General features: G+C 73.5%; 17 protein-coding genes. 11 read left to right on the top strand and 6 right to left on the bottom strand.

The features are described from left to right. Window positions 1-115: 115 nt before the first annotated feature. From O7613_RS15315 to ugpC, 4 genes are read left to right on the top strand one after another with little or no spacing between them, the layout of a single operon-like run. Window positions 116-1,399, top strand: coding sequence for an ABC transporter substrate-binding protein (locus O7613_RS15315; protein WP_281587765.1), 1,284 nt, complete (start codon window positions 116-118; stop codon window positions 1,397-1,399). Then, entirely contained in the window at window positions 1,396-2,391 is a 996-nt protein-coding gene (locus tag O7613_RS15310) for a sugar ABC transporter permease (protein ID WP_281587767.1), read from the top strand. Before O7613_RS15315 ends, O7613_RS15310 begins: the two co-directional genes overlap by 4 nt. A gap of 1 nt (window position 2,392) precedes the next feature. Next, window positions 2,393-3,229, top strand: coding sequence for a carbohydrate ABC transporter permease (locus O7613_RS15305; protein WP_281587769.1), 837 nt, complete (start codon window positions 2,393-2,395; stop codon window positions 3,227-3,229). 9 nt (window positions 3,230-3,238) lie between these two features. Then, window positions 3,239-4,447 carry a sn-glycerol-3-phosphate ABC transporter ATP-binding protein UgpC gene (ugpC, locus tag O7613_RS15300; protein ID WP_281587771.1) on the top strand — a complete coding sequence of 403 codons (1,209 nt, stop codon included), beginning with the start codon at window positions 3,239-3,241 and terminating at the stop codon, window positions 4,445-4,447. A 170-nt stretch (window positions 4,448-4,617) separates the two neighbouring features. Here ugpC and O7613_RS15295 read toward each other — a convergent pair whose 3' ends face one another. After that, on the bottom strand, window positions 4,618-5,721 hold the full coding sequence (locus O7613_RS15295; RefSeq protein ID WP_281587773.1) for a winged helix DNA-binding domain-containing protein: 1,104 nt from the start codon (window positions 5,719-5,721) through the stop codon (window positions 4,618-4,620). Between the two features lie 297 nt (window positions 5,722-6,018). Here O7613_RS15295 and wrbA point away from each other — a divergent pair, with 297 nt between their 5' ends. From wrbA to O7613_RS15275, 4 genes are all read left to right on the top strand, one after another. After that, window positions 6,019-6,636, top strand: a complete 618-nt coding sequence (gene wrbA, locus O7613_RS15290) for an NAD(P)H:quinone oxidoreductase (protein WP_281587774.1) — start codon at window positions 6,019-6,021, stop codon at window positions 6,634-6,636. 61 nt (window positions 6,637-6,697) lie between these two features. Then, the gene (locus O7613_RS15285; RefSeq protein WP_282289121.1) at window positions 6,698-8,080 is read left to right on the top strand and encodes an FGGY family carbohydrate kinase; all 1,383 of its coding nucleotides are present in this window, start codon (window positions 6,698-6,700) and stop codon (window positions 8,078-8,080) included. 62 nt (window positions 8,081-8,142) lie between these two features. Next, complete coding sequence (locus tag O7613_RS15280) at window positions 8,143-10,785, top strand: nitrate- and nitrite sensing domain-containing protein (RefSeq protein WP_282289120.1); 2,643 nt, start codon at window positions 8,143-8,145, stop codon at window positions 10,783-10,785. Between the two features lie 5 nt (window positions 10,786-10,790). Then, a complete protein-coding gene (locus tag O7613_RS15275) occupies window positions 10,791-11,204 on the top strand; it encodes a roadblock/LC7 domain-containing protein (RefSeq protein WP_348651316.1) in 414 nt (137 codons plus the stop codon). A 66-nt stretch (window positions 11,205-11,270) separates the two neighbouring features. Here O7613_RS15275 and O7613_RS15270 read toward each other — a convergent pair whose 3' ends face one another. Then, the gene (locus O7613_RS15270) at window positions 11,271-12,764 is read right to left on the bottom strand and encodes a GH1 family beta-glucosidase (protein WP_281587780.1); all 1,494 of its coding nucleotides are present in this window, start codon (window positions 12,762-12,764) and stop codon (window positions 11,271-11,273) included. 848 nt (window positions 12,765-13,612) lie between these two features. Between O7613_RS15270 and O7613_RS15265 the strand changes: the two genes are divergently transcribed. From O7613_RS15265 to O7613_RS15255, 3 genes are all read left to right on the top strand, one after another. Further along, the gene (locus O7613_RS15265; RefSeq protein ID WP_282294547.1) at window positions 13,613-16,510 is read left to right on the top strand and encodes a glycoside hydrolase family 48 protein; all 2,898 of its coding nucleotides are present in this window, start codon (window positions 13,613-13,615) and stop codon (window positions 16,508-16,510) included. Window positions 16,511-16,874: 364 nt separating this feature from the next. Further along, window positions 16,875-17,756, top strand: coding sequence for a phosphatase PAP2 family protein (locus tag O7613_RS15260; RefSeq protein ID WP_281587781.1), 882 nt, complete (start codon window positions 16,875-16,877; stop codon window positions 17,754-17,756). Window positions 17,757-17,766: 10 nt separating this feature from the next. After that, window positions 17,767-18,438 carry a maleylpyruvate isomerase N-terminal domain-containing protein gene (locus O7613_RS15255; RefSeq protein WP_282289119.1) on the top strand — a complete coding sequence of 224 codons (672 nt, stop codon included), beginning with the start codon at window positions 17,767-17,769 and terminating at the stop codon, window positions 18,436-18,438. A 7-nt stretch (window positions 18,439-18,445) separates the two neighbouring features. Here O7613_RS15255 and O7613_RS15250 read toward each other — a convergent pair whose 3' ends face one another. From O7613_RS15250 to O7613_RS15235, 4 genes are all read right to left on the bottom strand, one after another. Further along, window positions 18,446-19,285 carry a DUF1028 domain-containing protein gene (locus O7613_RS15250; protein WP_281587785.1) on the bottom strand — a complete coding sequence of 280 codons (840 nt, stop codon included), beginning with the start codon at window positions 19,283-19,285 and terminating at the stop codon, window positions 18,446-18,448. 39 nt (window positions 19,286-19,324) lie between these two features. Beyond that, window positions 19,325-20,539 (bottom strand): low temperature requirement protein A, encoded by a 1,215-nt coding sequence (locus O7613_RS15245; protein ID WP_281587787.1) that lies wholly within the window; start codon window positions 20,537-20,539, stop codon window positions 19,325-19,327. Between the two features lie 121 nt (window positions 20,540-20,660). Further along, window positions 20,661-22,895, bottom strand: a complete 2,235-nt coding sequence (locus tag O7613_RS15240) for a DUF3488 and transglutaminase-like domain-containing protein (protein ID WP_282294546.1) — start codon at window positions 22,893-22,895, stop codon at window positions 20,661-20,663. A gap of 68 nt (window positions 22,896-22,963) precedes the next feature. Continuing rightward, on the bottom strand, window positions 22,964-24,118 hold the full coding sequence (locus tag O7613_RS15235) for a DUF58 domain-containing protein (RefSeq protein WP_282289118.1): 1,155 nt from the start codon (window positions 24,116-24,118) through the stop codon (window positions 22,964-22,966).

The raw sequence follows: 24,118 nt of genomic DNA, 5'->3' as shown, positions 1-24,118 counted from the left end.
TTCAGCCGCACGAAACGCCCGAGGCGTCGGGCGCACGGGCCGGTGCCTCGTCGTCTCGCCGTGCGCCGGGGCACGGGTGACCTCCCCGGCTCTCGCCGAAGAGAGGGGGAGGGTGATGACGACAGTCCCCGACACGGCCGCGCGCCGGCCGGCGGTACGCGCGGCGGCGGCAGCCGTGGCGCTCGCGCTCGTGGCGCCGCTGGCCGCCTGCGGGTCCGGCGGCGACGGTGGCCCGCCGACGATCAACCTGTACTACCCGCCGGAACAGAACCTGCAGAAGGTGGTTGACGACTGCAACACGCAGGCGCAGGGGCGCTACCGGATCAGCTACCGGGTGCTGCCGCGTCAGGCCGACGAGCAGCGCGTGCAGATGGTCCGGCGGCTGGCGGCCCAGGACAGCGGCATGGACGTGCTCGGCCTGGACGTGACGTGGACCCAGGAGTTCGCCAGCGCCGACTGGATCCGGGAGTGGACCGGCCAGGACAAGGCCGAGGCGGAGCAGGGCACGCTCGCCGGGCCGCTGGACACCGCCCGGTACGAGGACAAGCTCTACGCCGCGCCGAAGAACACGAACGTGCAGCTGCTGTGGTATCGCGCCGACCTGGTGTCCGAGCCGCCGAAGACCTGGGACGAGATGATCTCGGCGGCCCAGCGGCTGAAGGAACAGGACAAGCCCTACCGGGTGCTCACCATGGGCGCCCAGTACGAGGGCCTGGTGGTGCTCTACAACACGCTCGCCGAGAGCGCCGGCGGCAGGATCCTCAGCGACGACGGCAAGAAGGCGGTGATGGACGCCGGCACCGTGCGCGCGCTGGAACAGCTCAAGACGTTCGCCACGTCGGGCGTAACGTCGCCGTCGTTCAGCAACGCGACCGAGGACCCGGTGCGGCTGGAGTTCCAGTCCGGCGGCGGCGCGTTCCAGGTGAACTGGCCGTTCGTCTACCCGGCCATGCAGGAGGCCAGCCCGGAGCTGGCCAAGGACGTGAAGTGGGCGCGGGTGCCGGGCATCGACGCGAACACGCCGAGCAAGGTCACCATCGGCGGGATCAACCTGGCGGTGAGCACCTACTCGAAGCACCCGACCGAGGCGTTCGAGGTGGCCCGGTGCCTGCGTGACGCCGAGCACCAGAAGTTCTCCGCGGTCAACGACGGCGTGCCGCCGACCATCGAGTCGGTCTACGACGACCCGGAGATGGCCGAGGCGTACCCGATGAAGGAAACCATCCTGGAGGAGCTGAAGGAGCCGGCGGTGCGTCCGCTGACCCCGGCCTACCAGAGCATCTCCACCGTGATGTCGGCGATCCTGTCGCCGCCGTCGGGCATCGACCCCGAGAAGACCGCGGACGAGCTGCGCAAGGCGATCGCCGACGCGCTGGAGTCGAAGGGTGTCCTGCCATGAGCGTGAACGCCACTCCGGCCGGCGCGGAGTCCGCCGCCGAGGCGGAGCAGCCGACCGGCCGGCACGCCACGGTCCCCGCCCAGCGGGCCCGCCGCGGCTCCGGCGCGCCGCTGAGCGACAACAAGCGCGCCGAGCGTCGCCTCGGCTGGCTGCTGTGCGCGCCCGCCGCGCTGGTCATGGTGCTCGTCACCGCGTACCCGATCCTGTATTCGATCTGGCTCTCGCTGCAACGGTTCGACCTGCGCTTTCCCGACGAACGGCAGTTCGTCGGGCTGGACAACTACGTCACCGTGCTGAGCAACCAGTTCTGGTGGACCGCGTTCGGGGTGACCGTGCTGATCACGGTGGTCACCGTCGCGGTCGAGCTGGTGCTCGGCATGGGCCTGGCGCTGATCATGCACCGGACGCTCGTCGGCCGGGGCATCGTCCGCACCGCGGCGCTGATCCCCTACGGCATCGTCACCGTGGTCGCGGCGTTCTCCTGGCGGTACGCCTGGACGCCCGGCACCGGCTACCTGGCGAACCTGTTCGACGGCAGCGCGCCGCTCACCGAACGGGCCAGCTCGCTGGCGATCATCATGCTGGCGGAGATCTGGAAGACCACCCCGTTCATGGCGTTGCTGCTGATGGCCGGGCTGGCGCTGGTGCCGGAGGACCTGCTCAAGGCGGCCTCCACCGACGGCGCGACGGCGTGGCAGCGGTTCACCAAGGTGATGCTGCCGGTGATGAAGCCGGCGATCCTGGTCGCGCTGCTGTTCCGCACGCTCGACGCGTTCCGGGTCTTCGACAACATCTTCGTGCTCACCAACGGCGGCAACGAGACCTCGTCGGTGTCGATGCTCGCCTACAACAACCTGATCCGGGGCTTGAACCTCGGCATCGGCTCCACGATGTCGGTGCTCATCTTCATCACCGTGGCGATCATCGCCTTCGTCTTCGTGAAGCTGTTCGGCACCGCTGCCCCCGGCAGCGACGATGGGGAGAGGCGCTGACATGGCCGTGGAAACCACCACACGGGCGAAGCTGCGCTGGGGTGTGTTGGACGTCGTGGTCGTCGTCTTCGCGCTCGTCCCGGTGCTCTGGATCGCCTCGCTGTCGTTCAAGACCCCGGGCACGCTCACCGACGGCAAGTTCTGGCCGCGGGAGTGGACGCTCGACAACTACCGGACGATCTTCGACACCGACCAGTTCGTCCGGGCCCTGATCAACTCGATCGGCATCGCGCTGATCGCCACCGCGATCGCGGTGGTGCTCGGCACGATGGCCGCGTACGCGATCTCCCGGCTGGACTTCCCGGGCAAGAAGCTGCTGGTCGGGGTCTCCCTGCTGATCGCGATGTTCCCCCAGGTGTCGCTGGTGTCGCCGCTGTTCGAGATCGAGCGGCAGCTCGGCCTCTTCGACACCTGGCCGGGCCTGATCCTGCCGTACATCACGTTCGCGCTGCCGCTGGCGATCTACACGCTGTCGGCGTTCTTCAAGCAGATCCCGTGGGACCTGGAGAAGGCGGCGAAGATGGACGGCGCCACCCAGGGCCAGGCGTTCCGGCGGGTGATCGCCCCGCTGGCCGCGCCCGGCGTGTTCACCACGGCCATCCTGGTCTTCATCTTCTGCTGGAACGACTTCCTGTTCGCGATCACGCTCACCTCGACCGAGCGGTCCCGCACGGTCCCGGTGGCGTTGCAGTTCTTCACCGGCGAGTCGCAGTTCGAGGACCCGACCGGGGCGATCTGCGCCGCCGCGGTGGTGATCACCGTACCGATCATCCTGTTCGTGCTCTTCTTCCAGCGCCGCATCGTCTCCGGCCTGACCTCCGGCGCAGTCAAGGGATAGGTGGTAACAGTGGCTGACATCGTGCTGGACAAGGTGAGCAAGCGGTTCCCGGACGGGACCACCGCCGTGCAGGACGTCGACCTGGAGATCGCCGACGGCGAGTTCGTCATCCTGGTCGGCCCCTCCGGCTGCGGGAAGTCCACCACCCTCAACATGATCGCCGGGCTGGAGGACATCAGCGCCGGTGAGCTGCGCATCGCGGGGGAGCGGGTCAACGACAAGGCGCCCCGGGACCGGGACATCGCCATGGTCTTCCAGTCGTACGCGCTCTACCCGAACATGACGGTGCGGGAGAACATGGCCTTCCCACTGCGGCTGGCGAAGATGGACAAGGAGACCATCAACCAGAAGGTGGACGAGGCCGCCAAGGTGCTGGAGCTGACCGCGCTGCTGGACCGCAAGCCGGCCAACCTCTCCGGCGGCCAGCGGCAGCGGGTGGCGATGGGGCGGGCGATCGTCCGCCAGCCCAAGGCGTTCCTGATGGACGAGCCGTTGTCCAACCTGGACGCCAAGCTGCGGGTGCAGATGCGCACGGTGGTGTCCCGGTTGCAGAAGCAGCTCGGCACCACCACCGTCTACGTCACCCACGACCAGACCGAGGCGATGACCCTCGGCGACCGGGTGGTCATCATGCGCGGCGGCGCGGTGCAGCAGGTCGGCCCGCCGCAGGAGCTGTACGACCACCCGCGCAACCTCTTCGTCGCCGGGTTCATCGGCTCGCCGTCGATGAACTTCCTGCACGCCAAGGTGGAGGAGGGGAAGCTGCGGACCGCGCTCGGCGACGTGCCCATCGGCGAGCGGATCCGTCGCGAGCTGGAGGCCGGCGACGCCCCGCGTGAGTTGATCCTCGGCGTCCGCCCGGAGCACTTCGAGGACGCCGCGCTCATCGACGACGAGACCCGCCGCCGGGGGGTGGAGTTCGAGGCGCCTGTCGACATCGTCGAGTCGATGGGCTCGGACAAGTACGTCTACTTCACCGTCGAGGGGGAGCGGGCCACCGCCGCCGAGCTGGAGGAGTTGGCCGCCGACGCGGGGGCCGCCGACTTCGCCGGCGCCGGGTCCAGCCTGGTCACCCGGCTGTCGGCGGAGTCGCCCGCGCGGGAGGGCGAGTCGCGCCGGGTGTGGTTCAACCTGGAGAAGATCCACCTGTTCGACCCGGGCAGCGGTCGCAACCTGACCCTGCACGAGGGGCGGTCGGCCGGCGCGCTCGCCGACTGAGCGTAGGTGCGCGCGGGAGGGTCGGCGGCCTCGGTCGCCGACCCTCCGGTCGCCCGTGGGCGCGGGCGCAGCCGGCACGCCCGTGGCCGGCCGCAGCAGCCGGCCCCCGAGGCGCGCCCGGGTGAGGAGAACGCGGAGCGCGACGTGGCGCGCTCCGGGCAGGAGCGCCGTCACCAGGAGTGACGCAGCTCCAGCCCGAGGAAGCGGGCGTAGCCGGCCAGAGCCGCGTCGACCCGGGCGCGCAGCGGCGCGTCGAACGGCACGAGCTGCCGCACGGTCACCGTCACCGTCTTCGCCGTGAGCGTCCGCTTCCAGGTGCCGACCACCCGGCCGCCGCGCACCACCGTGGCCTGGAACATCCCGTTGTTGCCGGGCACCACGGCGGCGGCGTGCGCCGGGTCGAGCATCAGCGAACGGTCCTTGAAGCCCAGCAGGTATTCGTCGAAGCCGGGCAGCACGTGCAGGTCGTCGACGGGGGCGCGGGGCGCGTCGAGCAGCGCGGCGTCGACCGTCGCCGGCTCGCCGTCGACCTCGACCGGGGCGAGGAGGTCACCGGCCAGGGTGAGGGCCCGGGTCGCGTCGGTGACGGTCAGCCCGCTCCACCGGGCCAGCTCGTGCCGGGTCACCGGGCCGTGGCCGCGCACGTAGCGGTGGGCCAGCACCGCCAGCGCCTCGTCGCGCTCCGGGCGGTGCGGGTCGGGCACCCATTCGTCGAGCAGCGCGAATGTCTGCTCGTTGCCCACCTGCGGCGCGATGCAGGTGATGCCGCGCTGGGCCGCGTACCACAACAGGTGGTAGCCGCGCTGGCCGGCGGTGTCCAGCCCGGCGGTCCGCAGCGCGGCCAGGCACTCGGCGCGGGTGAGCCGACCGCCGCCGCTCAGCGCCGCGCCGAGCACGTCGCCGGCGCGGTCGCCGTCGGTGAGGGTGAGCCCGAGCTGACGCCACCTGGCGGCCAGCCCGCCCAGCGCGCGGACCCCGGTCACGGCGAGCATCCAGTGCGCGTCCCGCGGCGGCACCAGGTGCACCGTGCCCCGCATCGGCCAGGTCCGCAGCGCCTCGCGTCGCTCCAGCGCCGCGTGGACGTCACCCCGGGTGCGGCCGGGCAGGCGGACGCCGAGCGACCACAGCCCGCTTGCCGCGTCCTGCGACTGCATGGCGCCGAACCACTCCACCACATCGGACACGCTCCGCGGCCGGGTGGCCGGATGCGGACGCAGCAGCAGGCTGGTCATGCGGAGCGCGAGCGCCTCGGCGCGATCGAGGCGTACGGTCACGGCGGCCTCCCGTCAGCGGCTGGACGGTGAGCATAGGGCCGGACTCCGACAGCGCCGGGCGGGAGTGGACCCCTGATCGCGCTACGCCGGCAGCGGTGCCGACGGAGCGCGATCCCCCGTTCAGGTTCCCGGCGCAGGGGCGGCGATCGGCCGGCGCCGGTGTGAACAGGATCCTCGGTGCGCGCGGCCGGGCGCGCGGTTGCCGGCCGAACTTGCGCAAATCTTGAGCGGCGTTTGCGCCGGCAACTAACGGGTAGTCGCCGGAGCTCACCGGCAATTCGAGAAGGAGAACGTCTGATGGATGGCCAGGTCAAGGTCGCGGTGATCTACTACAGCGCGACCGGTATCACCTACCAGATGGCGCAGTCGGCGGCCGAGGCGGCGGGGGAAGCCGGTGCCGAGGTCCGCCTGCGCAAGGTGCGTGAGCTGGCGCCCGACGAGGCGATCCGCTCCAACTCGGGCTGGCAGGCGCACCGGCTGGAGACCCAGGACGTGATGGAGGCCGAGCCGGACGACCTGTCCTGGGCCGACGTTGTGATCATGGGATCGCCCACCCGGTACGGCATGATCGCCGCGCAGCTCAAGCAGTTCATCGACACCACCGGCCCGCTCTGGGCCAACGGACTGCTCGCCGACAAGGTCTACACCGGCTTCACCTCGACCGCGACCTCGCACGGTGGCCAGGAGGCCACGCTGCTGTCGCTGTACACGGTCTTCTACCACTGGGGTGGCATCGTGGTGACCCCCGGCTACACCGACCCCAGCCAGTTCGTCGCCGGCAACCCGTACGGCGCGTCGCACACGAGCAACAACGGCGAGATCGCCCCGGACCACGTCGCGCTGGCCGCCACCGCGCTCACCGCCAAGCGGGCGGTGCTGACCGGGGCCGCGCTCAAGCGGGGCATGGCCGGCTGACGCGTCCGCTGCTGCGGAAGCCGATCAGAGTCGCCGCCTGCGCCGGGTAGGTTGACCGGCGATGGACATTCTCGCTCTGGACCTGGGCACCTCCTCGGTACGCGGGCTGGTGCTCGACCCGGACGCGGTGCCGCGTCCGGGCGCGCTGGCCCGCCGGAAGGTGCACCTGGTCACCGGCGACGACGGCACCGGGACGCTTGACGGCCCCGGCTACCTGGCGTGCCTGGTGGAGTGCCTGGACGAGTTGGCCGCCGGCGGGCACCTGCGGCAGGTCGGGCTGGTGGCGACGTCCGGGCAGTGGCACTCGGTGCTGCCGCTGGCCCCCGACGGCACCCCGTCCGGCCCGGTGCTGACCTGGCTGGACACCCGGGCGGCGCCGCCCACCGGCGCGTCCGGCCCGGCCGACCCGGACGACTACCACCGGCGGACCGGCACCTGGTGGCACCGCTGCTACTGGTCGATGCGGCTGCCCTGGTTACGGGAGCGCGGCGGCGACTCGGCCGCCCGCTTCGTCGGCCTCGCCGAGTACGTCCTCGGCGCGCTGCTCGACGAGGCGCCGATGTCGGCGTCGCTGGCCTCCGGCACCGGGCTGCTCGACCTTCGTCGCCTCGACTGGGACGCGGAGGCGTTGGCGCTCGCCGGCCTGTCCCCGCGGCGGCTGCCGCCGCTGGCGCCGGAGGGCTGGCACGGCCGGTTGAACGCGCGACACGCCCGGCGCTGGCCGGCGCTCGCCGACGCGCGCTGGGCGGCGCCGATCGGCGACGGTGCCGCGTCGAACGTGGGCTCCGGCTGCGTCGACGGGTCCCGGGCCGCGGTCACCGTCGGCACCTCCGCCGCGGTCCGCGTGATCCAGGCGGTTCCGGCCGGCGCGGAGCTGCCGCCGCTGCCGGACCAGCTCTGGCGCTATCGGGTCGACCACGACCACGTGGTCACCGGGGCGGCGTACTCCAGCGGCGGGAACCTGTTCGCCTGGGCCGCCCGCGAGCTGCGGCTGCCGAAGGACGCGGAGCTGGAGGCCGCGCTGCGCCGGGCCGCCGCCGCCCGGCCGGTGCGGGCCGATCCCCGCTTCGGCGGCGACCGGCCCCCGGGCACCGCCCCCGCCGGCTCGGGCGAGCTGCGCGGGTTGAGCTTCGGCACCACCGCGGTGGACATCCTGGCCGGGCTGATGGACGGGCTGTGCCGGCTCGTCACCGACGACCTGGCGCTGCTCGAGGCCGGCGTCGGCGACCCGATGGAGGTGGTGCTCGGCGGCGGGGCGTTGACCGCCTCGCGGTGGTGGCGCACGGCCTTCGCCGACGCGCTCGTCCCGCGTACGGTGCGGTGGCAGCGGAACCCGGAGATCGGGGCGACCGGGGCCGCTCTGGTGGCCCTCGGACGGGTGCCGGAGGCGACCTCCATCGGCGGCGTCGGCGGGACCGACGAGGACGCCGCACCGGACGTCTGAACACTGATCGTCCTGCTCATGCCGTCCGGGCGGCCGTTGACACCGCCCGCTGGCCTGGTTGGATGGAGCCGCTCCCCGACGTGGTGGAGCGGATCGAGGAGGCGAGTGTGGGCGCACGTCCCGACCCGGCCCGCGGCGTGGCCCCGGCGCCGCACCGGCGGCGCTCGGGGTTCCGGCTGCGGGACTGGCGGATGGGGACCAAACTGGCCACCGTGCTGGTGATCCCCACGCTGGCGTTCCTGGTTCTCGCCGGCGTGCAGACCCGGAGTCTGGTGGGTACGACCACCACTCTGAGTGACTTCGCCGATCAGGTCGGCATCGGTCGCCAGATCACCACCGTGATCGATCGGATCCAGCAGGAGCGGGACCGCTCCGCGGGCGAGTTGGCCGCGCTGCGCCGGGCCGGCGCCGGCGCCGACCGGGACGCCGCGGTGGTCGCGCTACGGCCGTTCCAGGAGGCCACCGACCGGGCAATGGACGAGCTACGGACCGTCGCCGCGCCATTGGCCGACGCGGACGCCGCCTGGCGGATCGCCTACTCCGAGGCGCTTGAGGCGTACGACCAGGTGGTGGCCATCCGGGCGGCGGTGCCAGCCGCGCTGCTCGCCAGCGACACCATCCTCAGCAACTACCACCGCTCCGTCGCGGCGCTGATCAGCCTGCTCGCCGAGCCGTCGCCCGGCGGCGACCGGCAGGAGCTGACCGAGGCGGTGTTGCGCTACGTGCAGCTGGCCCGGGTCAAGGAGTTGTCCTCGCGGATCCGCGGCGAGCTCTACGCCGCCGCCCGGTCCGGCCGGTACACCTCGGACAACCAGGTGACCCTGAGCGATCTGCGCGCCCAGCAGCTGACCGCGCTCGGCGCGTTCCGGGTGGCGGCCACCGACGAGCAGATCCGCCGCTACGACCGGACGTCGGTGGACCCGGCGTTCGTCGCGGCCGCCCGGTTGGAGGAGCGGACCCTGCCCGTCGGCGACGCGAAGCCGGCGCTGCCGTCCGCGACGCTCTGGTGGGCGGCCACCGAGCAGCGGCAGGCGCTGTTCGGCCAGCTCGAGGGCGAGATCGTCGACGACGCGGGGCGCCGGGCCGACGACGCGAGCGCCCGGCAGTTGCGCGAGACGTTGCTGGTGGCCGGCGGCATCGTCACGGTGCTCCTGGTGGCGGTGCTCATCTCGCTGCTGGTGGGCCGGTCGGTGGCCCGCGCCATCCGCCAGCTGCGTGGCCAGGCGCTGCGCATCGCTCAGGTGGAGCTGCCGATGACGCTGGAGCGGCTGCGCGCGGTGGACCGTCCGGTGGGCGCGATCGCCGTGCCCCCGGCGGTGATCAAATCGCAGGACGAGATCGGCGAGCTGGCGGAGGCGTTCGTGGCGGTGCACCGCAGCGCCGTCGGGGTCGCGGTCGAGCAGGCGACGATGCGCCAGAACGTCAACGCGATGTTCGTCAACCTGGCCCGGCGCAGTCAGGTGCTCGTCGAGCGGCAGTTGGAGCTTCTCGACGACCTGGAACGCGAGGAGAGCGACCCGGATCAGCTGGAGAACCTGTTCAAGCTGGACCACCTCGCCGCCCGCATGCGCCGCAACGACGAAAGCCTGCTGGTGCTCGCCGGCACCGAGTCCACCCGCCGGTGGAACCGCCCGGTGGGGCTGGGCGCGGTGCTGCTCGCGGCCAGCGCGGAGATCGAGCAATATCAGCGGATACGCCACGAGAGCCACGCCGACCTGCACGTGGTGGGGCACGCCGTGGGCGACCTGGTGCACCTGTTCGCGGAGCTGTTGGAGAACGCCACCGCGTTCTCCCGGCCGGAGACGGCGGTGCGGGTGGTGGTCCGGGCGGACGGGCCGGGCGCGCTTGTGGAGATCATCGACCAGGGGCTCGGCATGGGTCCGGCCGCGCTCGCCGAGGCGAACGCGGTGCTGGCCGAGCCGCCGGCGGCCGACGTGGGCGCCTCCGAGCGGATGGGCCTGTTCGTGGTGAGCCACCTGGGTGCCCGGCACGGGGTGTGGGTGCAGTTGCGCCCCGGCCGGGAGGGCCTGGTCACCCGGGTCCGGATCCCGGCCGGCCTGCTGGCGGAGGCGTCCGCGCCGGACCTGGACCCGCCGATGCCGGCGCGGACGCTTACCGGCGAGGTCGCCGTGGGGTCGCGGACGTTCGGCGTGGCCACCGCCGAGCTGCCGGTGGCCGGCCGGCACCCGGCCCCGCCGCAGATGGCCACGGCGCAGATGGCGCCACCGGGTGCGCCGTCGCTGCCGGTGTCGCCACTGACCGGCCGGCCGCTCGGCGACGCGACGGAGTGCGGGCCGACCGGTCCGCCCGCACCCGCTGGTCCGCCCGGCGCGGTGCCGCGCCACCGACCGGCGCCCGGCCGGGCCGAGCACGTGCTCGCCCCGGTGGCCGGCCCGGCCGCCGGTGGCGGCTGGTTCTCGCGGCAGGGGCCGACGTCGTCGGTGCTGGGTGTGACGCCCGCGCCGGCACCGACGCCGGTGACCGGCGGGACGAACGCACGTGGCCTGCCGGTACGCGTACCGATGGCGCAGCTCGCCGCCGTCTCCCCGGCGGACCGACCGGACCGGGCGGCGGTGCGGCACGAGCCGGACCCGGAGGCGGTCGGCGGCATGCTGTCCCGCTTCTACGGCGGCGTGCGGCGGGCGGAGACCGAGGAGACCACCGAGATGTACCTGCCGCAGGACCAAGGAGGACGACGACAGTGACGACGTTGAGCCAGGAAGCACGGGACCTGAGCTGGCTGGTGAACGGGTTCGCCGAGCGGGTTCCGGGTGTGGCGCACGCCGTGGTGGTGTCCTCCGACGGGCTGCTGGTGGCGATCTCCGCGCACCTGCCCCGTGACCACGCCGACAAGCTGGCCGCGGTTACCTCGGGTCTGATGAGCATCACCGCGGGCGCGGCCCAGATGTTCGACGGCGACATCGTCAAGCAGACCGTGGTCGAGATGGGCCGGGGCTACTTCCTGGTCATGCAGATCCGGGACGGCTCGATCCTGGCCACGCTGGCCGGCGCGGACGCCGACATCGGCGTGGTCGGCTACGAGATGGCGCGGCTGGCCAAGCAGACCGGCGAGATGCTCACCCCGGCGCTGCGGGCCGAACTGCAACAGGCGCTGCCGCGCTGAGCCGAACCAGGCGCTGCCGCGCTGCCCGGGTGCCCGGCCGGCGGTGCCGCCGGCCGGGGCAGACCCTCAGAGTCCGTTGCGGCGGATCACGTCGCGGTACCAGTGGGCGCTGCGCTTGAACACCCGTCGCTGGGTCCGGTAGTCCACGTAGACCAGGCCCCAGCGCTGCTCGAAGCCCTGGTCCCACTCGAAGTTGTCGAGCAGCGACCAGACGTGGTAGCTCTCCAGCGGCACCCCGTCGCGGATCGCACGGTGCGCGGCGGCGAAGTGGTCGCGCAGGAAGGTGACCCGGCCGGCGTCGTCGATGGTGCCGTCCGGTCCGGGGACGTCCGGGCAGGGCAGGCCGTTCTCGGTGACGGTGATCGGCACCGGGCCGTAGTCGCGGGTGACCCGGGTCAGGACGTCGTACATGCCCTCGGGGTAGATCTGCTGCCACTCCGCCTCGGTGGTGGGCAACTTGCGGACCGTGCCGCCGCCGCCGGTGACGTAGATCGGGGTGTAGTACTGCACCGCGAGCAGGTCCACCGGACTAGAGATGATCTTCAGGTCGCCGTCCCGGACGGCCCGGACCATCCGGCTGTCCGGGCCCAGGTCGGCGAGCACGTCCTGCGGGTACGCGCCCTTGAAGATGGAGTCGAGGTAGAGGCGGTTCTCATAGCCGTCGTAGAGGCGGGTCGCGGTGGCGGCCTCGGCGGTGTCGTCGGCGGGGTAGCAGGGGTGCAGGTTGAGCGCCGGGCCGATGCGTCCGGGCACCCCGGAGGCGCGCAGCGCCTGCACGGCGAGGCCGTGGCCGAGTTGGAGGTGGTGGGCCACCAGATAGGCCGCCGCCTCGTCCTTGTGGCCGGGCGCGTGATGACCCCAGATGTACCCGTTCTGCACCACGGTCTTGGGCTCGTTGACGGTCAGCCACACCGGTACCTGCCCGCCGAGGGCGCGGAACACGATGTCGGCGTAGTCGGCGAAACGCTCGGCGGTGTCGCGGTTCTCCCAGCCGCCGTCGTCCTGGAGGGCCTGGGGGAGATCCCAGTGGAACAGGGTGGCCATCGGTGCGATGCCCCGCTCGTGCAGGCCGTCCACGAGCCGGCGGTAGAAGTCCAGGCCACGCTGATTGGGGCGGCCGGAGCCGTCGGCCTGGATCCGCGGCCAGGCGATGGAGAACCGGTAGCTGCGCAGCCCCAGCTCGCGCATCAGGTCGAGGTCTTCGGCGTAGCGGTGGTAGTGGTCGGCCGCGACGTCGCCGGTGTCGCCGTTGCGGGTGCGCCCGGGGGTACGGCTGAAGGTGTCCCAGACGGACTCACCGCGCCCGTCCTCCTTGGCGGCCCCCTCGATCTGGTACGCCGAGGTCGCCGCGCCCCAGCCGAAGTCGGGCGGGAAGCGCAGCCCCCGGTCCGACTCCTGGTCGGTGCGGCGCTCGGGCGATGAGTCGCAGCCGCCGAGGGCGGTGGCGGAGGCCGCGATCCCGGCCGCGGTGGCGCCGGCGAGCCCGGTCCGGACCGCGCCGGCGGCGGTCGCGGACAGGGCGGCGCGGCGGAGCAGGCGCCGTCGGGTGAGTAACGACATGGGGTCTCTCCTCGGAGTGACGGGCCGCCCGGCGGGCCGGGAGCGCTCCCAGCATAGGCCGGAGGCGGCCGGCCTCGATTCCGGCGGTCGCGGCGCGTATGGCGGCGCGGCCGGCGGGCGGCCGGAGTTGGTGGGCGGGTGTCGCTCGGGGGGTGGGGGGCGAGCGGCGAGATGGGGCAGATAGCGAGAAAGGCCGTCCGGGTGGCGTCACACGCCTGTCCCGTCGGCCTCTTTTGCCGTCGACAACGGGGGTTTAGTGTGGGGACGGGGGAGGGCAACCCCCGTCCCCACCGAGATGCACACACACACACGACATGGAATTGGCGTCCGTCGTGCGTGTCGCGCGGGAGCCGGGCCACGCGAGTGGCTCTGGTTCCACCTCCCTCCGTCTGGCGGGTGATGGCCGGCGGCGGCGTCCGGGCTGGTATCGCCGTCGGCCACTGGGCCGATACGCCGAGCACGGGTGTCCCCGGCGATTCAGTACTTACAATCTCCGTCGATGGAAGCGCTCCCATCGGCGATGCTGCGACTGTAACGCCCGTCACGGCTTTGTGAAAGCCCCTAAACGAGATCGAAACATGGAAGTGGGCGTCCGCCCTGGCCATTGTGGTGGGAGCGCTTCCATGGCAGACTTTCGATACGCGACGCGGAGCCAGCTCGCGCGAGCACGGGCCGCCGAGGGCACCCGGTGACAAACCGGTGCGGCGCCCCGATCCCCGGCACGGCCGGGACGACCACCTTTCCGGACGCCTCCGTCCCCCCGCGTACGCCTGTCGGCGCGTGGAGGCGCCCAGCCGGGACCCGAGAGTCCCGGCCCGGTCCGAGGAGACACCGCCCAGATGAGACTCATGGCCAGGCGTCGCCGCATAGCGATGCTCGCCGCCACCGCCCTCGCCATCGGCGGGGTGAGCCTGCCCGCGAGCGCCGCGCAGGCCGCCCCCGCCTGCGACGTGACCTACGCGACCAACGACTGGAGCAACGGCTTCACCGCCAACGTCACCATCAAGAACCTGGGTGACGCGCTGAACAACTGGTCGCTGAAGTTCGCCTTCCCGAACAGCAGCCAGCGGGTGACCCAGGGCTGGTCGGCCAAGTGGAGCCAGTCCGGCAGCGACGTGACCGCGACGAACGAGTCGTGGAACGGCAGCCTGCCCAGCGGCGCGTCCACGAACATCGGCTTCAACGGCACGTTCAGCGGCAGCAACCCGAAGCCCACCTCGTTCACGCTCAACGGCGTCGCCTGCAACGGCGCTTCCACCAACCAGCCGCCGACGGTTTCCCTCGGGGTGCCGGCCGGTCCGTTCACCGCCCCGGCGGACGTGCCGCTCACGGCGACCGCCAGCGACGCCGACGGCACCATCAGCAAGGTCGAGTTCTACCGCAACGGGATGCTCGTCAACACCGACACCACCGCCCCGTACGGCTACGACCTGCTGAGCCTGCCGGCCGGCAGCTACACCGTGCAGGCCAAGGCGTACGACAACGCCGGCGGCACCGCGACCGCGGAGAAGTCGTTCACGGTGACCGCGGCCACCGGGCCGAAGCTGGTCGCCACGCCGTCGGCGGTGAGCGTCGACGAGGGCGGCAGCGCGACGGTCCGGTACACGCTCAGCGCGGCGCCCAGCGGTAACGTCCCGGTGAGCCTCGCCGTCACCGGTGACAGCGACATCACCGTCTCGCCGTCCACGCTGACGCTCACCCCGAGCAACTGGAGCACCGGCGTCACCGCCACCGTCTCCGCCGCGGAGGACTCCGACACCGTCAGTGGCACCGCCACGATCACGGCATCGGCCACCGGCTACGCGCCGGTCTCGGTCGTCGCCACCGAGGTCGACAACGACAGCCCGGGCGGCGACAACGCCTACATCAAGAAGTTCCTCGACCAGTACGGCAAGATCAAGAACTCGGGTTACTTCAGCCCCGAGGGCGTGCCGTACCACTCGATCGAGACGCTCATCGTCGAGGCGCCCGACCACGGGCACGAGACCACCTCGGAGGCGTTCAGCTTCTGGATCTGGCTGGAGGCCCAGTACGGCCGGGTCACCCAGAACTGGAGCCCGTTCAACAACTCCTGGACGGTGATGGAGAAGTACATCATCCCCAGCCACGCGGATCAGCCCACGGCGGGCGCTCCGGGCACCCCGCAGTACGCGGCCGAGCACAACCTGCCCAGCCAGTACCCGTCCGCCCTGGAGGCGAGCGTCCCGGTCGGCCAGGACCCGCTGCGCTCGGAGTTGCAGTCCACCTACGGCACCGGTGACATCTACGGCATGCACTGGCTGATGGACGTCGACAACACCTACGGCTTCGGCCGCTGCGGCGACGGCACCACCAAGCCCGCCTACATCAACACGTTCCAGCGGGGCACCCAGGAGTCGGTGTGGGAGACCGTGCCGCAGCCGTCCTGCGACACGTTCAAGCACGGCGGCCCGAACGGCTACCTCGACCTGTTCGTCAAGGAGTCGAGCGCCCCGGCGAAGCAGTGGAAGTACACCAACGCGCCGGACGCCGACGCGCGTGCCGTCCAGGCCGCCTACTGGGCGCTGACCTGGGCCAAGGCGCAGGGCAAGGAGGCCGACGTGGCGGCCACCGTGGCGAAGGCCGCCAAGATGGGCGACTACCTGCGCTACGCGCTGTTCGACAAGTACTTCAAGAAGATCGGCAACTGCGTCGGCGCGTCCTCCTGCCCGGCCGGCAGCGGCCGTGACTCGGCGCACTACCTGCTCTCCTGGTACTACGCCTGGGGTGGCGCGTACGACACGTCGCAGAACTGGTCGTGGCGGATCGGCTCCAGCCACAGCCACTTCGGCTACCAGAACCCGTTCGCGGCCTGGGCGATGACGAACATCTCGGAGCTGAAGCCGAAGTCGCCGACCGCGGTCTCGGACTGGCAGAAGAGCATGGACCGGCAGCTGGAGTTCTACACCTGGCTGCAGTCCGCCGAGGGCGGCATCGCCGGTGGCGCCACCAACAGCTGGGACGGCAACTACGGCACCCCGCCGGCCGGCACCGCCACCTTCTACGGCATGTTCTACGACGTCGACCCGGTCTACAACGACCCGCCGTCGAACCAGTGGTTCGGCATGCAGGCGTGGTCGATGGAGCGCATCGCCGAGCTGTACCTGCAGACCGGCAACGCCAAGGCCAAGGCCCTGCTCGACAAGTGGGTGCCGTGGGCGATCGCCAACACCACCACCGGCGCCAACTGGTCCATCCCGTCGGACATGAAGTGGACCGGCCAGCCGGCCAACTGGAACCCGAGCAGCCCGCAGCCGAACACCAACCTGCACGTCGAGGTGACGGTCAAGGGCCAGGACGTCGGCGTCGCCGCCGCCTACGCCCGTACCCTCATCGCCTACGCGGCCAAGTCCGGCAACACCGCGGCGAAGACCACCGCCAAGGGCCTGCTGGACGCGCTCTCGGCCGCCGCCGACAGCAAGGGCGTCTCGATGCCGGAGAAGCGCGGCGACTACAAGCGCTTCGACGACGTCTACAACTCCTCCGACGGCCAGGGTCTCTACATCCCGCCGGGCTGGACCGGGAAGATGCCCAACGGCGACACGATCGCCCCGGGCAAGAGCTTCCTGGACATCCGGTCCTTCTACAAGAACGACCCGGACTGGCCGAAGGTCCAGGCGTACCTGGACGGCGGCGACGAGCCGGTCTTCAACTACCACCGGTTCTGGGCACAGGCGGACGTCGCCATGGCGTACGCCGACTACGGCACCTACTTCCCGCAGGGATGAGGTGACAACTCCTCCGTGGGCGGGTGAGGACCCGTCCACGGAGGAGGTCGACCCGGCCGATGGGGGAACGGAGCGGCCGGGCCGGCGGACGGCCTGACACCCACGGTCAGGCCGGGTGGGCCGGCCGTCCGGCCGACGCAGCGGACGGACCGGCCCACCACTCCGCCCGGGGCGACCCATGGCGCGAAAAGGCACGGAAAATTCAGCGCTCCACGGGATCACATCCGTGGCGCGGACGGAGTAACGTATTTGACGGAGAGGCCGCTCCCCCCGTGGCGGCCTCTCCACTATTTTTTCCGGACCCCCCACCAGATCCGAGGCGCTCCGACGCGCGCCGCACCGGCCCGACCGCTAAGTTGTCCGGGTGCGGGAGACGGCAAGAGGGTGGACGGCAGTCTGGTTGGTCGTACTGGCCCTGGCCCAGACGGCCGCGTTCCTGATGGTGTGGCGCTTCGCCGTGCACACCGACCTGGGTCAGTGGCTGGACACGGTCGCGTTGACCGGCAACCAGATCGGGCAGGACCGGGTCGACGGCCCGGTGGACACCCTCCTCAACGCCATGTCGGTGGTGTCGCTGCTGGCCGCGACCGCGGTGATCGGCTTCATCGCGTTGATCCGGGGCCGCAAGGCGCTCGCCGTCACCGCGACGCTGCTGATCGCCGGCGCGAACGTGAGCACGCAGGTGCTCAAACAGTTCCTGGTCCGACCGGACTTCGGCATCGACCCGGAACGGGCCGCCGCCGGCAACAGCCTGCCCAGCGGCCACACCACGGTGGCGGCCTCGGTGGCGATCGCGCTGATCCTGGTGCTGCCCCGGCAGGTGCGGGTGGCGGGCGCGTTCCTCGGCGCCGGCTACGCCGCCGCCGCCGGCGTGGCCACGCTCTCCGCCGGCTGGCACCGGCCCAGCGACGCGGTCGCCGCGTACCTGCTGGTCGGCGCCTGGGCCGCCGCGGCCGGGCTGGTGCTGCTGGTCTTCCAGCGGGAGCGGGCCGTGGTGGAGCCGGGCGACGCGCACCGGCTCGCCGCCGCCGTGCTCGGCGGCGGCGGCGCGCTGGCCCTGCTGGTCTCCGCGCTGGCACTGTCCTGGCTGGTCGACCACTCCACGGTCGCCGTCGACGCGCTCGGCCGCCGTCCGCTCTTCATCGGGTACGCCGGCAGCGCGGCCGGCATCGCCGGCACGATCGCCGTGGTGGCCGCGCTGGTCCTCGCCGTCGTGCACCGGCTGGTGCCCCGCCAGAAGGGCTGAGGACGCCGGAGTGGAGCCGGTACGGGCGGCGTTCCGCGTCGAGTGCGAGCGGCTGGAGCGGGTGCTGCGCGGGCTCGACGAGTCGGCGCTGGATCGTCCGACGCCGTGCCCGCCATGGCGGGTACGGGATCTGCTGGCGCACGTGCGCGCCGGCGCCGGCCGGCTGGTCGCGATGCTCGCCGAACCCGCCCCGCCACGGCCGGAGGTGACCGCGTCCGGCTACTTCGGCGCGGCCAAGTTCGCGCCGGCGGTCGACCGGGACCGGATCGACGGGGCCCGGGCGGCGGCGCGGGAACACCCGGGCGCGGTCGAGCTGGCGCGGGAGTTCGGGCGGGCCTGGCGGGCCACCGACGCGGCGGTGGCCGCCGAACCGCCGGGCCGGGTGGTGCGCACCCGGCACGGCGACGCGATGGCGTTGACCGAGTTCCTGCGTACCCGGGTGGTGGAGGTGGCGGTGCACGGCCTGGACCTGGCCGACGCGCTGGACCGGCCGCCGTGGACGACACCGGCCGCGGCGGCCGTGGTGGTCGACGTGCTCACCACCGGGACACCGGTGCCGGACCGGCTCGGCTGGGACGCGCTCCTGGTGCTGCGCAAGGCCACCGGCCGGGTGCCGCTGACCGGCGCGGAGCGGGCGGCGCTGGCGGCGGCCGGCATCCGCCGGCTCGCCTTCGGCGGCTGAGCCGGAGTCAGCCCGCCGCGGCCCGTCGCAGGTGGTCCAACACGATCGGGTCGATCCGGCCGGGCACGAAGCGTTCCTCCAGATTCTCCAGGCCGGACCAGGCGGCGAGCGCGTCGTCCAGGCCGGCCGGACCGACCGGGTGCCCGGCGGCGGCGAGTAGCTCCGCCACCTCGACGGCGAGCGGGCCGGTCAGGTCGCGCAGGGTGGCCGGGTCGGGGCGACCGAAGATCATGGTGTGCAGGTCGAGCAGGCGGCGCAGCTCGGCGACCGGGTCGGCGTGGTCGTCCACCCGCAGGTCCACCAACTCGTCCCCGGTGCCGGCGTAGCCGCCGTGGCGTCGCACCACGAGCAGCGCGGCGCTCTGCCGGCCGCGCCGGTCACCGCCGGCCCGGTCACCGGCCCCGAGCGCGGCCAGCATCCGCTGCGGGAACGGCAGGTCGGTGCCGGTGAGCCAGGCGTCGCGCAGCGCGTCGATCACCTGCGGGCCGGTCAGGATGTTGCCCTGCGCGGCCCAGCCGTCGCCGGCCTGCCCGCCGGCCCAGGGATGGCAGCGCGGCCCGGTCCAGGTGGCCCCCGCGCCCGCGGCGCCGACCACGGCGAGCTGCCGGTCGTCGCGCCCGGGGTCGGCGGCGACCAGCCCGGCCACCGCGTCGGCGGCGGTGACGCCGGTGCGCAGCAGCGCGAGCGCCTGCGCCCGGTAGGCGAGGTTGGCGTGCGCCTGGGTGGCGACCGCCCCGACCCGCGCCTCGGCCGCCGGCACCAGCGCCCCGGCGGCGAGGAAGCGGCTGGCCACGGCCACGCCGTGCAGGTGCCCGTCGGCGGAACGGGCGACGAGCGAGAAGGTCACGCGCGGATCGTAGCCCGGGTCCGGGGCCGCCACCGGCGCTTAGAACGGGGTCGCGTGGGCCTCCGGTGGACGACCCCACGCCCGGCGCAGGTCGACCACCGCCACCGCCGCCAGCACCACGACCGCCCAGCTCGCCGCGAGCAGCGGCGCGACCCGCGCCAGCAGCGGCACCGGCAGCAGCAGCGCGGCGATCGCCAGCAGCCGGGACGGGGAGACCCGGCCGAACACCTCGTACTCGAACCGGGCCCGGCCGGCCAGGAACAGCGCCGGCCCGCCCAGGACCATGGCCAGCCACGGCAACTCGTTGTGCCCGGTGGGGTGCTCGATGGACAGCTCGTAACCGATCGCGGTGGCCACCACGCCGATCACCATGACCATGTGGGTGTCGGCGGCGGAACGGCCGATGGTGGCCGGGTGCTCGGCCCCGGTCACCGCCTCGCCCAGGATCTGCCCGGCCCGCTGTACGTAGATCCGCCACATCAGCACGGACGTGGCCAGGGCGGCGGCGAACGCCACGGTGCTGGGCCAGCCAGCGGTCGAGCGGGTGTAGGTGAGGCCGGCGACCAGGATCGTCTCGCCGATCGCCACGAGGAAGATCTGCTGGTACCGCTCGGCCAGATGTTTGCCGTGGATGTCCCAGCGGGAGACGGTCGAGCGACCGAGCCCCGGCACCGGCCAGCCGAACCGGTTACCGAGATACTCGATCACCAGCGCGGTGCTCCAGAGCACCACCCGGGCGTTCGTGGACATCCCCGCGCCGGCCAGCCACAGCACCCCGCACAGGCAGTACGTGAGCAGCATCCGCAGCTTCAGCCGGCGGTACTGCTGCCGGCGCAGCACCAGCACGAGGATCGCCGAACGGCCCACCTGCCCCACCACGTACGCGACGGCGAAGGTCAGGCCGGCCCCGCCGGTGAACGCGCGCGGGACGGCCACCCCCATCACCATCGCCGCCACCAACGCGGTGACCACGATGACCTGGAGCCAGAGGTGGTACGGGTCGTAGCGGCTGGTCGTCCACGCGGTGCCCTGCCAGAGCATCCAGAGCGCGAGCAGCAACAGCAGCGTCTTGCCGGCGCCGGTCACCGCCGCCCAGTTGCTCTGGCCGCCCTGCAACGCCAGGTCCTCGAACGCGCGCGCGGAGATCCGGGTCAGCGCGAACACGTAGACCAGATCGAAGAAGAGCTCCAGGAACGTGGCCCGCTCCCCGTCGTCGTCGGTGGAGCGCAGCGCGCCGGGCTCGGCGATCCTCACCGCCGTCCCCCGCCCTCGCTCGCGCCCACCCGGCAGTCGTAACACTCTTTCCCGGCGTCGCGGTGCGGATCGCGCGGATCGCTCCGCCGATCGTGCTCCGGCGCCCGCGTGTCCCGCCCGGTCAGCGCCGCCAGCGCAGCGGCCCGGGGTGCACCCGCCACCACAACCGCCGCCAGCGGGGCCGGGCGTCGCGCAGCGCGTCGCCGTACGCCGAGGCGAGCGCCGCCGCCCGGTCCGCCTCGCCGGGAGTCATGGTGCCGGGCGCGAAGGCCAACTGGTTGACAAGTCCGGCGAGCTCGTCGACCGCGCCGCCCGCCGCCACCGTCGCCGCGCCGCCCGCCGTCGCCGCGCGGGCCTCGGCGAGCGTGCGGCGGGCCCGCTCGGCCACCTCCGCCGCCGCCAGGTCGTCGCCCACCGGGCGGCCCGCCAGGCGCAACGCGTCGGTCAGCTCCCGCCAGGCGCCGGCGACCCGCCCGCCGGGGTCACCCCGCTCCAACCGGGACCTGGTCAACCGGCGGCGCATCGTGGCCAACGCCGCCAGCACCGCGCCCACCAGCAGCAGCAGGCCACCGAAGCCGCCGCCGACAAGCACCGGCGTACCCGGACCGCCGCGGGCCCGGTCCGGCGCGGACCCGGCGGCCGGGGGCGTGGCCGTGGGCTCCCCGGTCGGCGCCGGCACCTCCGACGGCGGCGGATCCTCCGGCTGCGGCCGGAAGTCCTCCTCCACCGGCCGGGGCTCGGAGTCCGGGCGCGGCATCGGGTCGAACGGCACCCAGCCGACACCCTCGAACAGCACCTCCGGCCAGGCATACGCGTCGGCGGCCCGCACCGGCCCGTCCGCCTTCGGCGCGAACCCGACCACCACCCGGGTGGGCAGCCCGGCGAGCCGGCCGAGCACCGCGAACGACGCCGCGAACTGCTCCGACGTGCCCCGCTGCCCGCCGCCGTTGCGCGGCCCGAACAGGAAGAACGTCAGGTTCGGGTAGGCGTGGCCGCTCGGCGCGTCGGCGGTCACCCGGTAGTGCTCGGCGAGGAACGTGGCGATCGCGTCCGCCCGCGCGTACGGCGCCCCGTTCTCCTCGGCGAGCTGGGTGGCCAGCCGGCGCACCTGCTCCGGCGCCCCGTCCGGCACCCGCAGCACCCGGGCCACCGCCTCCCCGGCCGGCACGTTCGCGGTGGCGACCAGGTTCGGGTCCGGACGCTCCCGCACCGAGGACACGTCATACCGCAGCCCCGGGGCGAGCCCCTCCGGCCGGATCAGCGTCCCGCTCGCCGGGTCGTACGCCACCCGCGCGCCGCCCACCTCACGCGGCGTCGGCACGGCCGGCAGCAGCCGCCCGGTCAGGTCCGCCACCGTGATCTCCTGGCGCACCACGTCGGTCGTGGCGCCCGGCGCCGGCTCGACGGCCGGCAGGATCCGCCCCGCGTTGCGGTACGTGGCACCCACCCGCCACGTCACCCCGTCGTAGTCGCTGAGCACCGCCAGCCGGATCCGCGGCGGCCCGCCCCCGGTCGAACCGGCGACCGTACGCACGTCGAGCAGCCGCTGGTCCGGGTTCAACGCCCAGCCGGAGATGCGGATCAGCGGGTTCTCATCCAGAGTCTCCACCCGCGGCGGCTCCACATAGCGGCGCGGGTCGACCGGATGGTCGTCGACCTGACCGGCGACCACCGGGGCGAGCAGCGCGGCGAGCGCCACCACCACGGCCAGCCCGCCCGCGCTCGCCACCGCCGGCCGCAGCCGCACCGCCGCGCGTACCGCCGGGGTTCCCCCGGCGACCGGGTCGGCGGCATCCGCACCGGCCGGTCGTCCGGTGGCCGCCAGGCCGGCCGCCGCGACCGCCGCGAACAGCACCGTCGGGCCCACCGCCGGCTCCGCGTTCGGCCCGACCACGTAGAGCGCGCCGGCGTAGAGCAGCGCCGGCGGCAGGTAGCCGAGCAACACCCGGCCGGCCCGCAGCGCCACCTCGGCGGCGGTCAACCCGGCCAGCCAGGCCGCCACCACCGGGAGCAGCACGGTGTCCGGCGTCGGCTGCACCGGGATCATCGCGGTCAGCAGCCGGGGGATCGCGTTGCCGGCGGCGTCCGCTGCCACCTCACCGAGCCCACCGGGCAGCGCCGCGTGGCTGGCCGCCAGCCGCAGCGACAGCAGCGTCCAGCCGGCCAGGGCGGCCACCGACAGCGGCGCCACCTGCCACGACGGCAACCGCCGGGCGGCCACGCTCACCAGTACCGAACCGGCCGCCGCGCCGACCATCAGCCGGGTCAGCAGCGGGTCCGCGTACACCCGGCCCAGCACCACGGCGGACAACGCGACCAGCACCACGAGCGCCACCGGCACCGGCGCCGCCCGCAACGCCCGCGCCGCCCACCCCCGCGTCGGGGTCGGCGGCGGCCCGGCGGCCGGACGCGGCGGCGACACGGTCACCACCGGCGGATCCCGTCCCACTCGGCGGCGAACGCCGCGCCGTCCGCCGCGTCCAGCACCACCAGGCCCGTCGCGCCGGCCGCCGTCGGCGCGGACCCGCCGAACATCCCCACCACCACCGACGGGTACGCCCCGCGCAGCGCGCCCACATGCCCCAACTCTTCGGCGGCGCCCGGCCCGGTGAGGAAGACGAGCGTGTCGCCGAGCCGCTCCTGCCGCAGTCGGCCCGTCGCCGCCGACAGCACCTCCACCCCGCCGCCGGCCAACTCGACCGCGGCGAGCCGGTCCAGCGGCCCGGCCGCCCCCGCCGGCTCCACCTCGGCCGGCGCGACGAGCAGCAGGTGCACCGGCAGGTCCTCCCGCACCGCCGCGGCCACCACCGACGCCGCCGCCTCGCACGCCGCCTCGAACGACTCCGCCACCCCGGCCACCCGCCCCGGATGGGCCGCCGACCGGTTGTCCAGCACCACCACGAGGCGCGGCAGGCTGGTGTCCACGTTCTCCCGCACCATCAGCTCACCCACCCGTGCGCTGGTCCGCCAGTGCACCCGGCGCAACTCGTCGCCGACCACGTACTCGCGCAACGAGTCGAACGTGATCGACCCGTGCGGCACGCTGTCGACGCGCCCGTCCAGGCTGCGCCCCGCCCCGGTCGGCACCGCGGACAACGGGTGGATCCGCGGGTACACCCACACCGCGACCGTGCCGCCGTAGCCGCGGGTCAGCGCCACCAGCCCGAGCGGGTCCCGGCGGACCACCCGCAGCGGCCCCACCGGCACCACACCCCGGCGGTGCGTCGGCACCGCGTACCGCACCCGCGTGTCCCGCCCCGGACGCAACCGCAGCAACGGCACCGGCACCGGCGCGCCCGCGCAGCGGTCCTCCCCCACCAGGTTCGCCGCCCGCAACCGGCCCGTGTTGCGCACCGCCAACTCCATCGCCGCCGGCTCGCCCCGGGCCACCCGATCCGGGTCGGCCCGACGCTCCACGGCCAACCGGGGCCGCCAGACGGCCGTCACCCCGGCGTAGGCCACCGCCACGCCGGCCGCCGCGCCGAGCACGGTCAGCTCCGGGTACGCGTACCGGAAACCCGCCCCGAGCAGCACCAGGGCGGCGACGAGCAGCCCGACGCCACGGGCGGTGATCCCCAC

Origin of the sequence: Micromonospora sp. WMMD975 (assembly GCF_029581215.1) — a bacterium.
Classification (GTDB): domain Bacteria; phylum Actinomycetota; class Actinomycetes; order Mycobacteriales; family Micromonosporaceae; genus Micromonospora.
This window is presented reverse-complemented; position numbering and strand designations above follow the sequence as displayed.

Bases quoted from the DNA above. Each gene is read 5' to 3' on its own strand.
- O7613_RS15310 (WP_281587767.1), top strand. From the start codon at position 1,396: ATGAGCGTGAACGCCACTCCGGCCGGCGCGGAGTCCGCCGCCGAGGCG.
- O7613_RS15305 (WP_281587769.1), top strand. From the start codon at position 2,393: ATGGCCGTGGAAACCACCACACGGGCGAAGCTGCGCTGGGGTGTGTTG.
- O7613_RS15280 (WP_282289120.1), top strand. From the start codon at position 8,143: ATGGAGCCGCTCCCCGACGTGGTGGAGCGGATCGAGGAGGCGAGTGTG.
- O7613_RS15315 (WP_281587765.1), top strand. From the start codon at position 116: ATGACGACAGTCCCCGACACGGCCGCGCGCCGGCCGGCGGTACGCGCG.
- wrbA (WP_281587774.1), top strand. From the start codon at position 6,019: ATGGATGGCCAGGTCAAGGTCGCGGTGATCTACTACAGCGCGACCGGT.
- O7613_RS15265 (WP_282294547.1), top strand. From the start codon at position 13,613: ATGGCCAGGCGTCGCCGCATAGCGATGCTCGCCGCCACCGCCCTCGCC.
- O7613_RS15270 (WP_281587780.1), bottom strand. From the start codon at position 12,764: ATGTCGTTACTCACCCGACGGCGCCTGCTCCGCCGCGCCGCCCTGTCC.
- O7613_RS15285 (WP_282289121.1), top strand. From the start codon at position 6,698: ATGGACATTCTCGCTCTGGACCTGGGCACCTCCTCGGTACGCGGGCTG.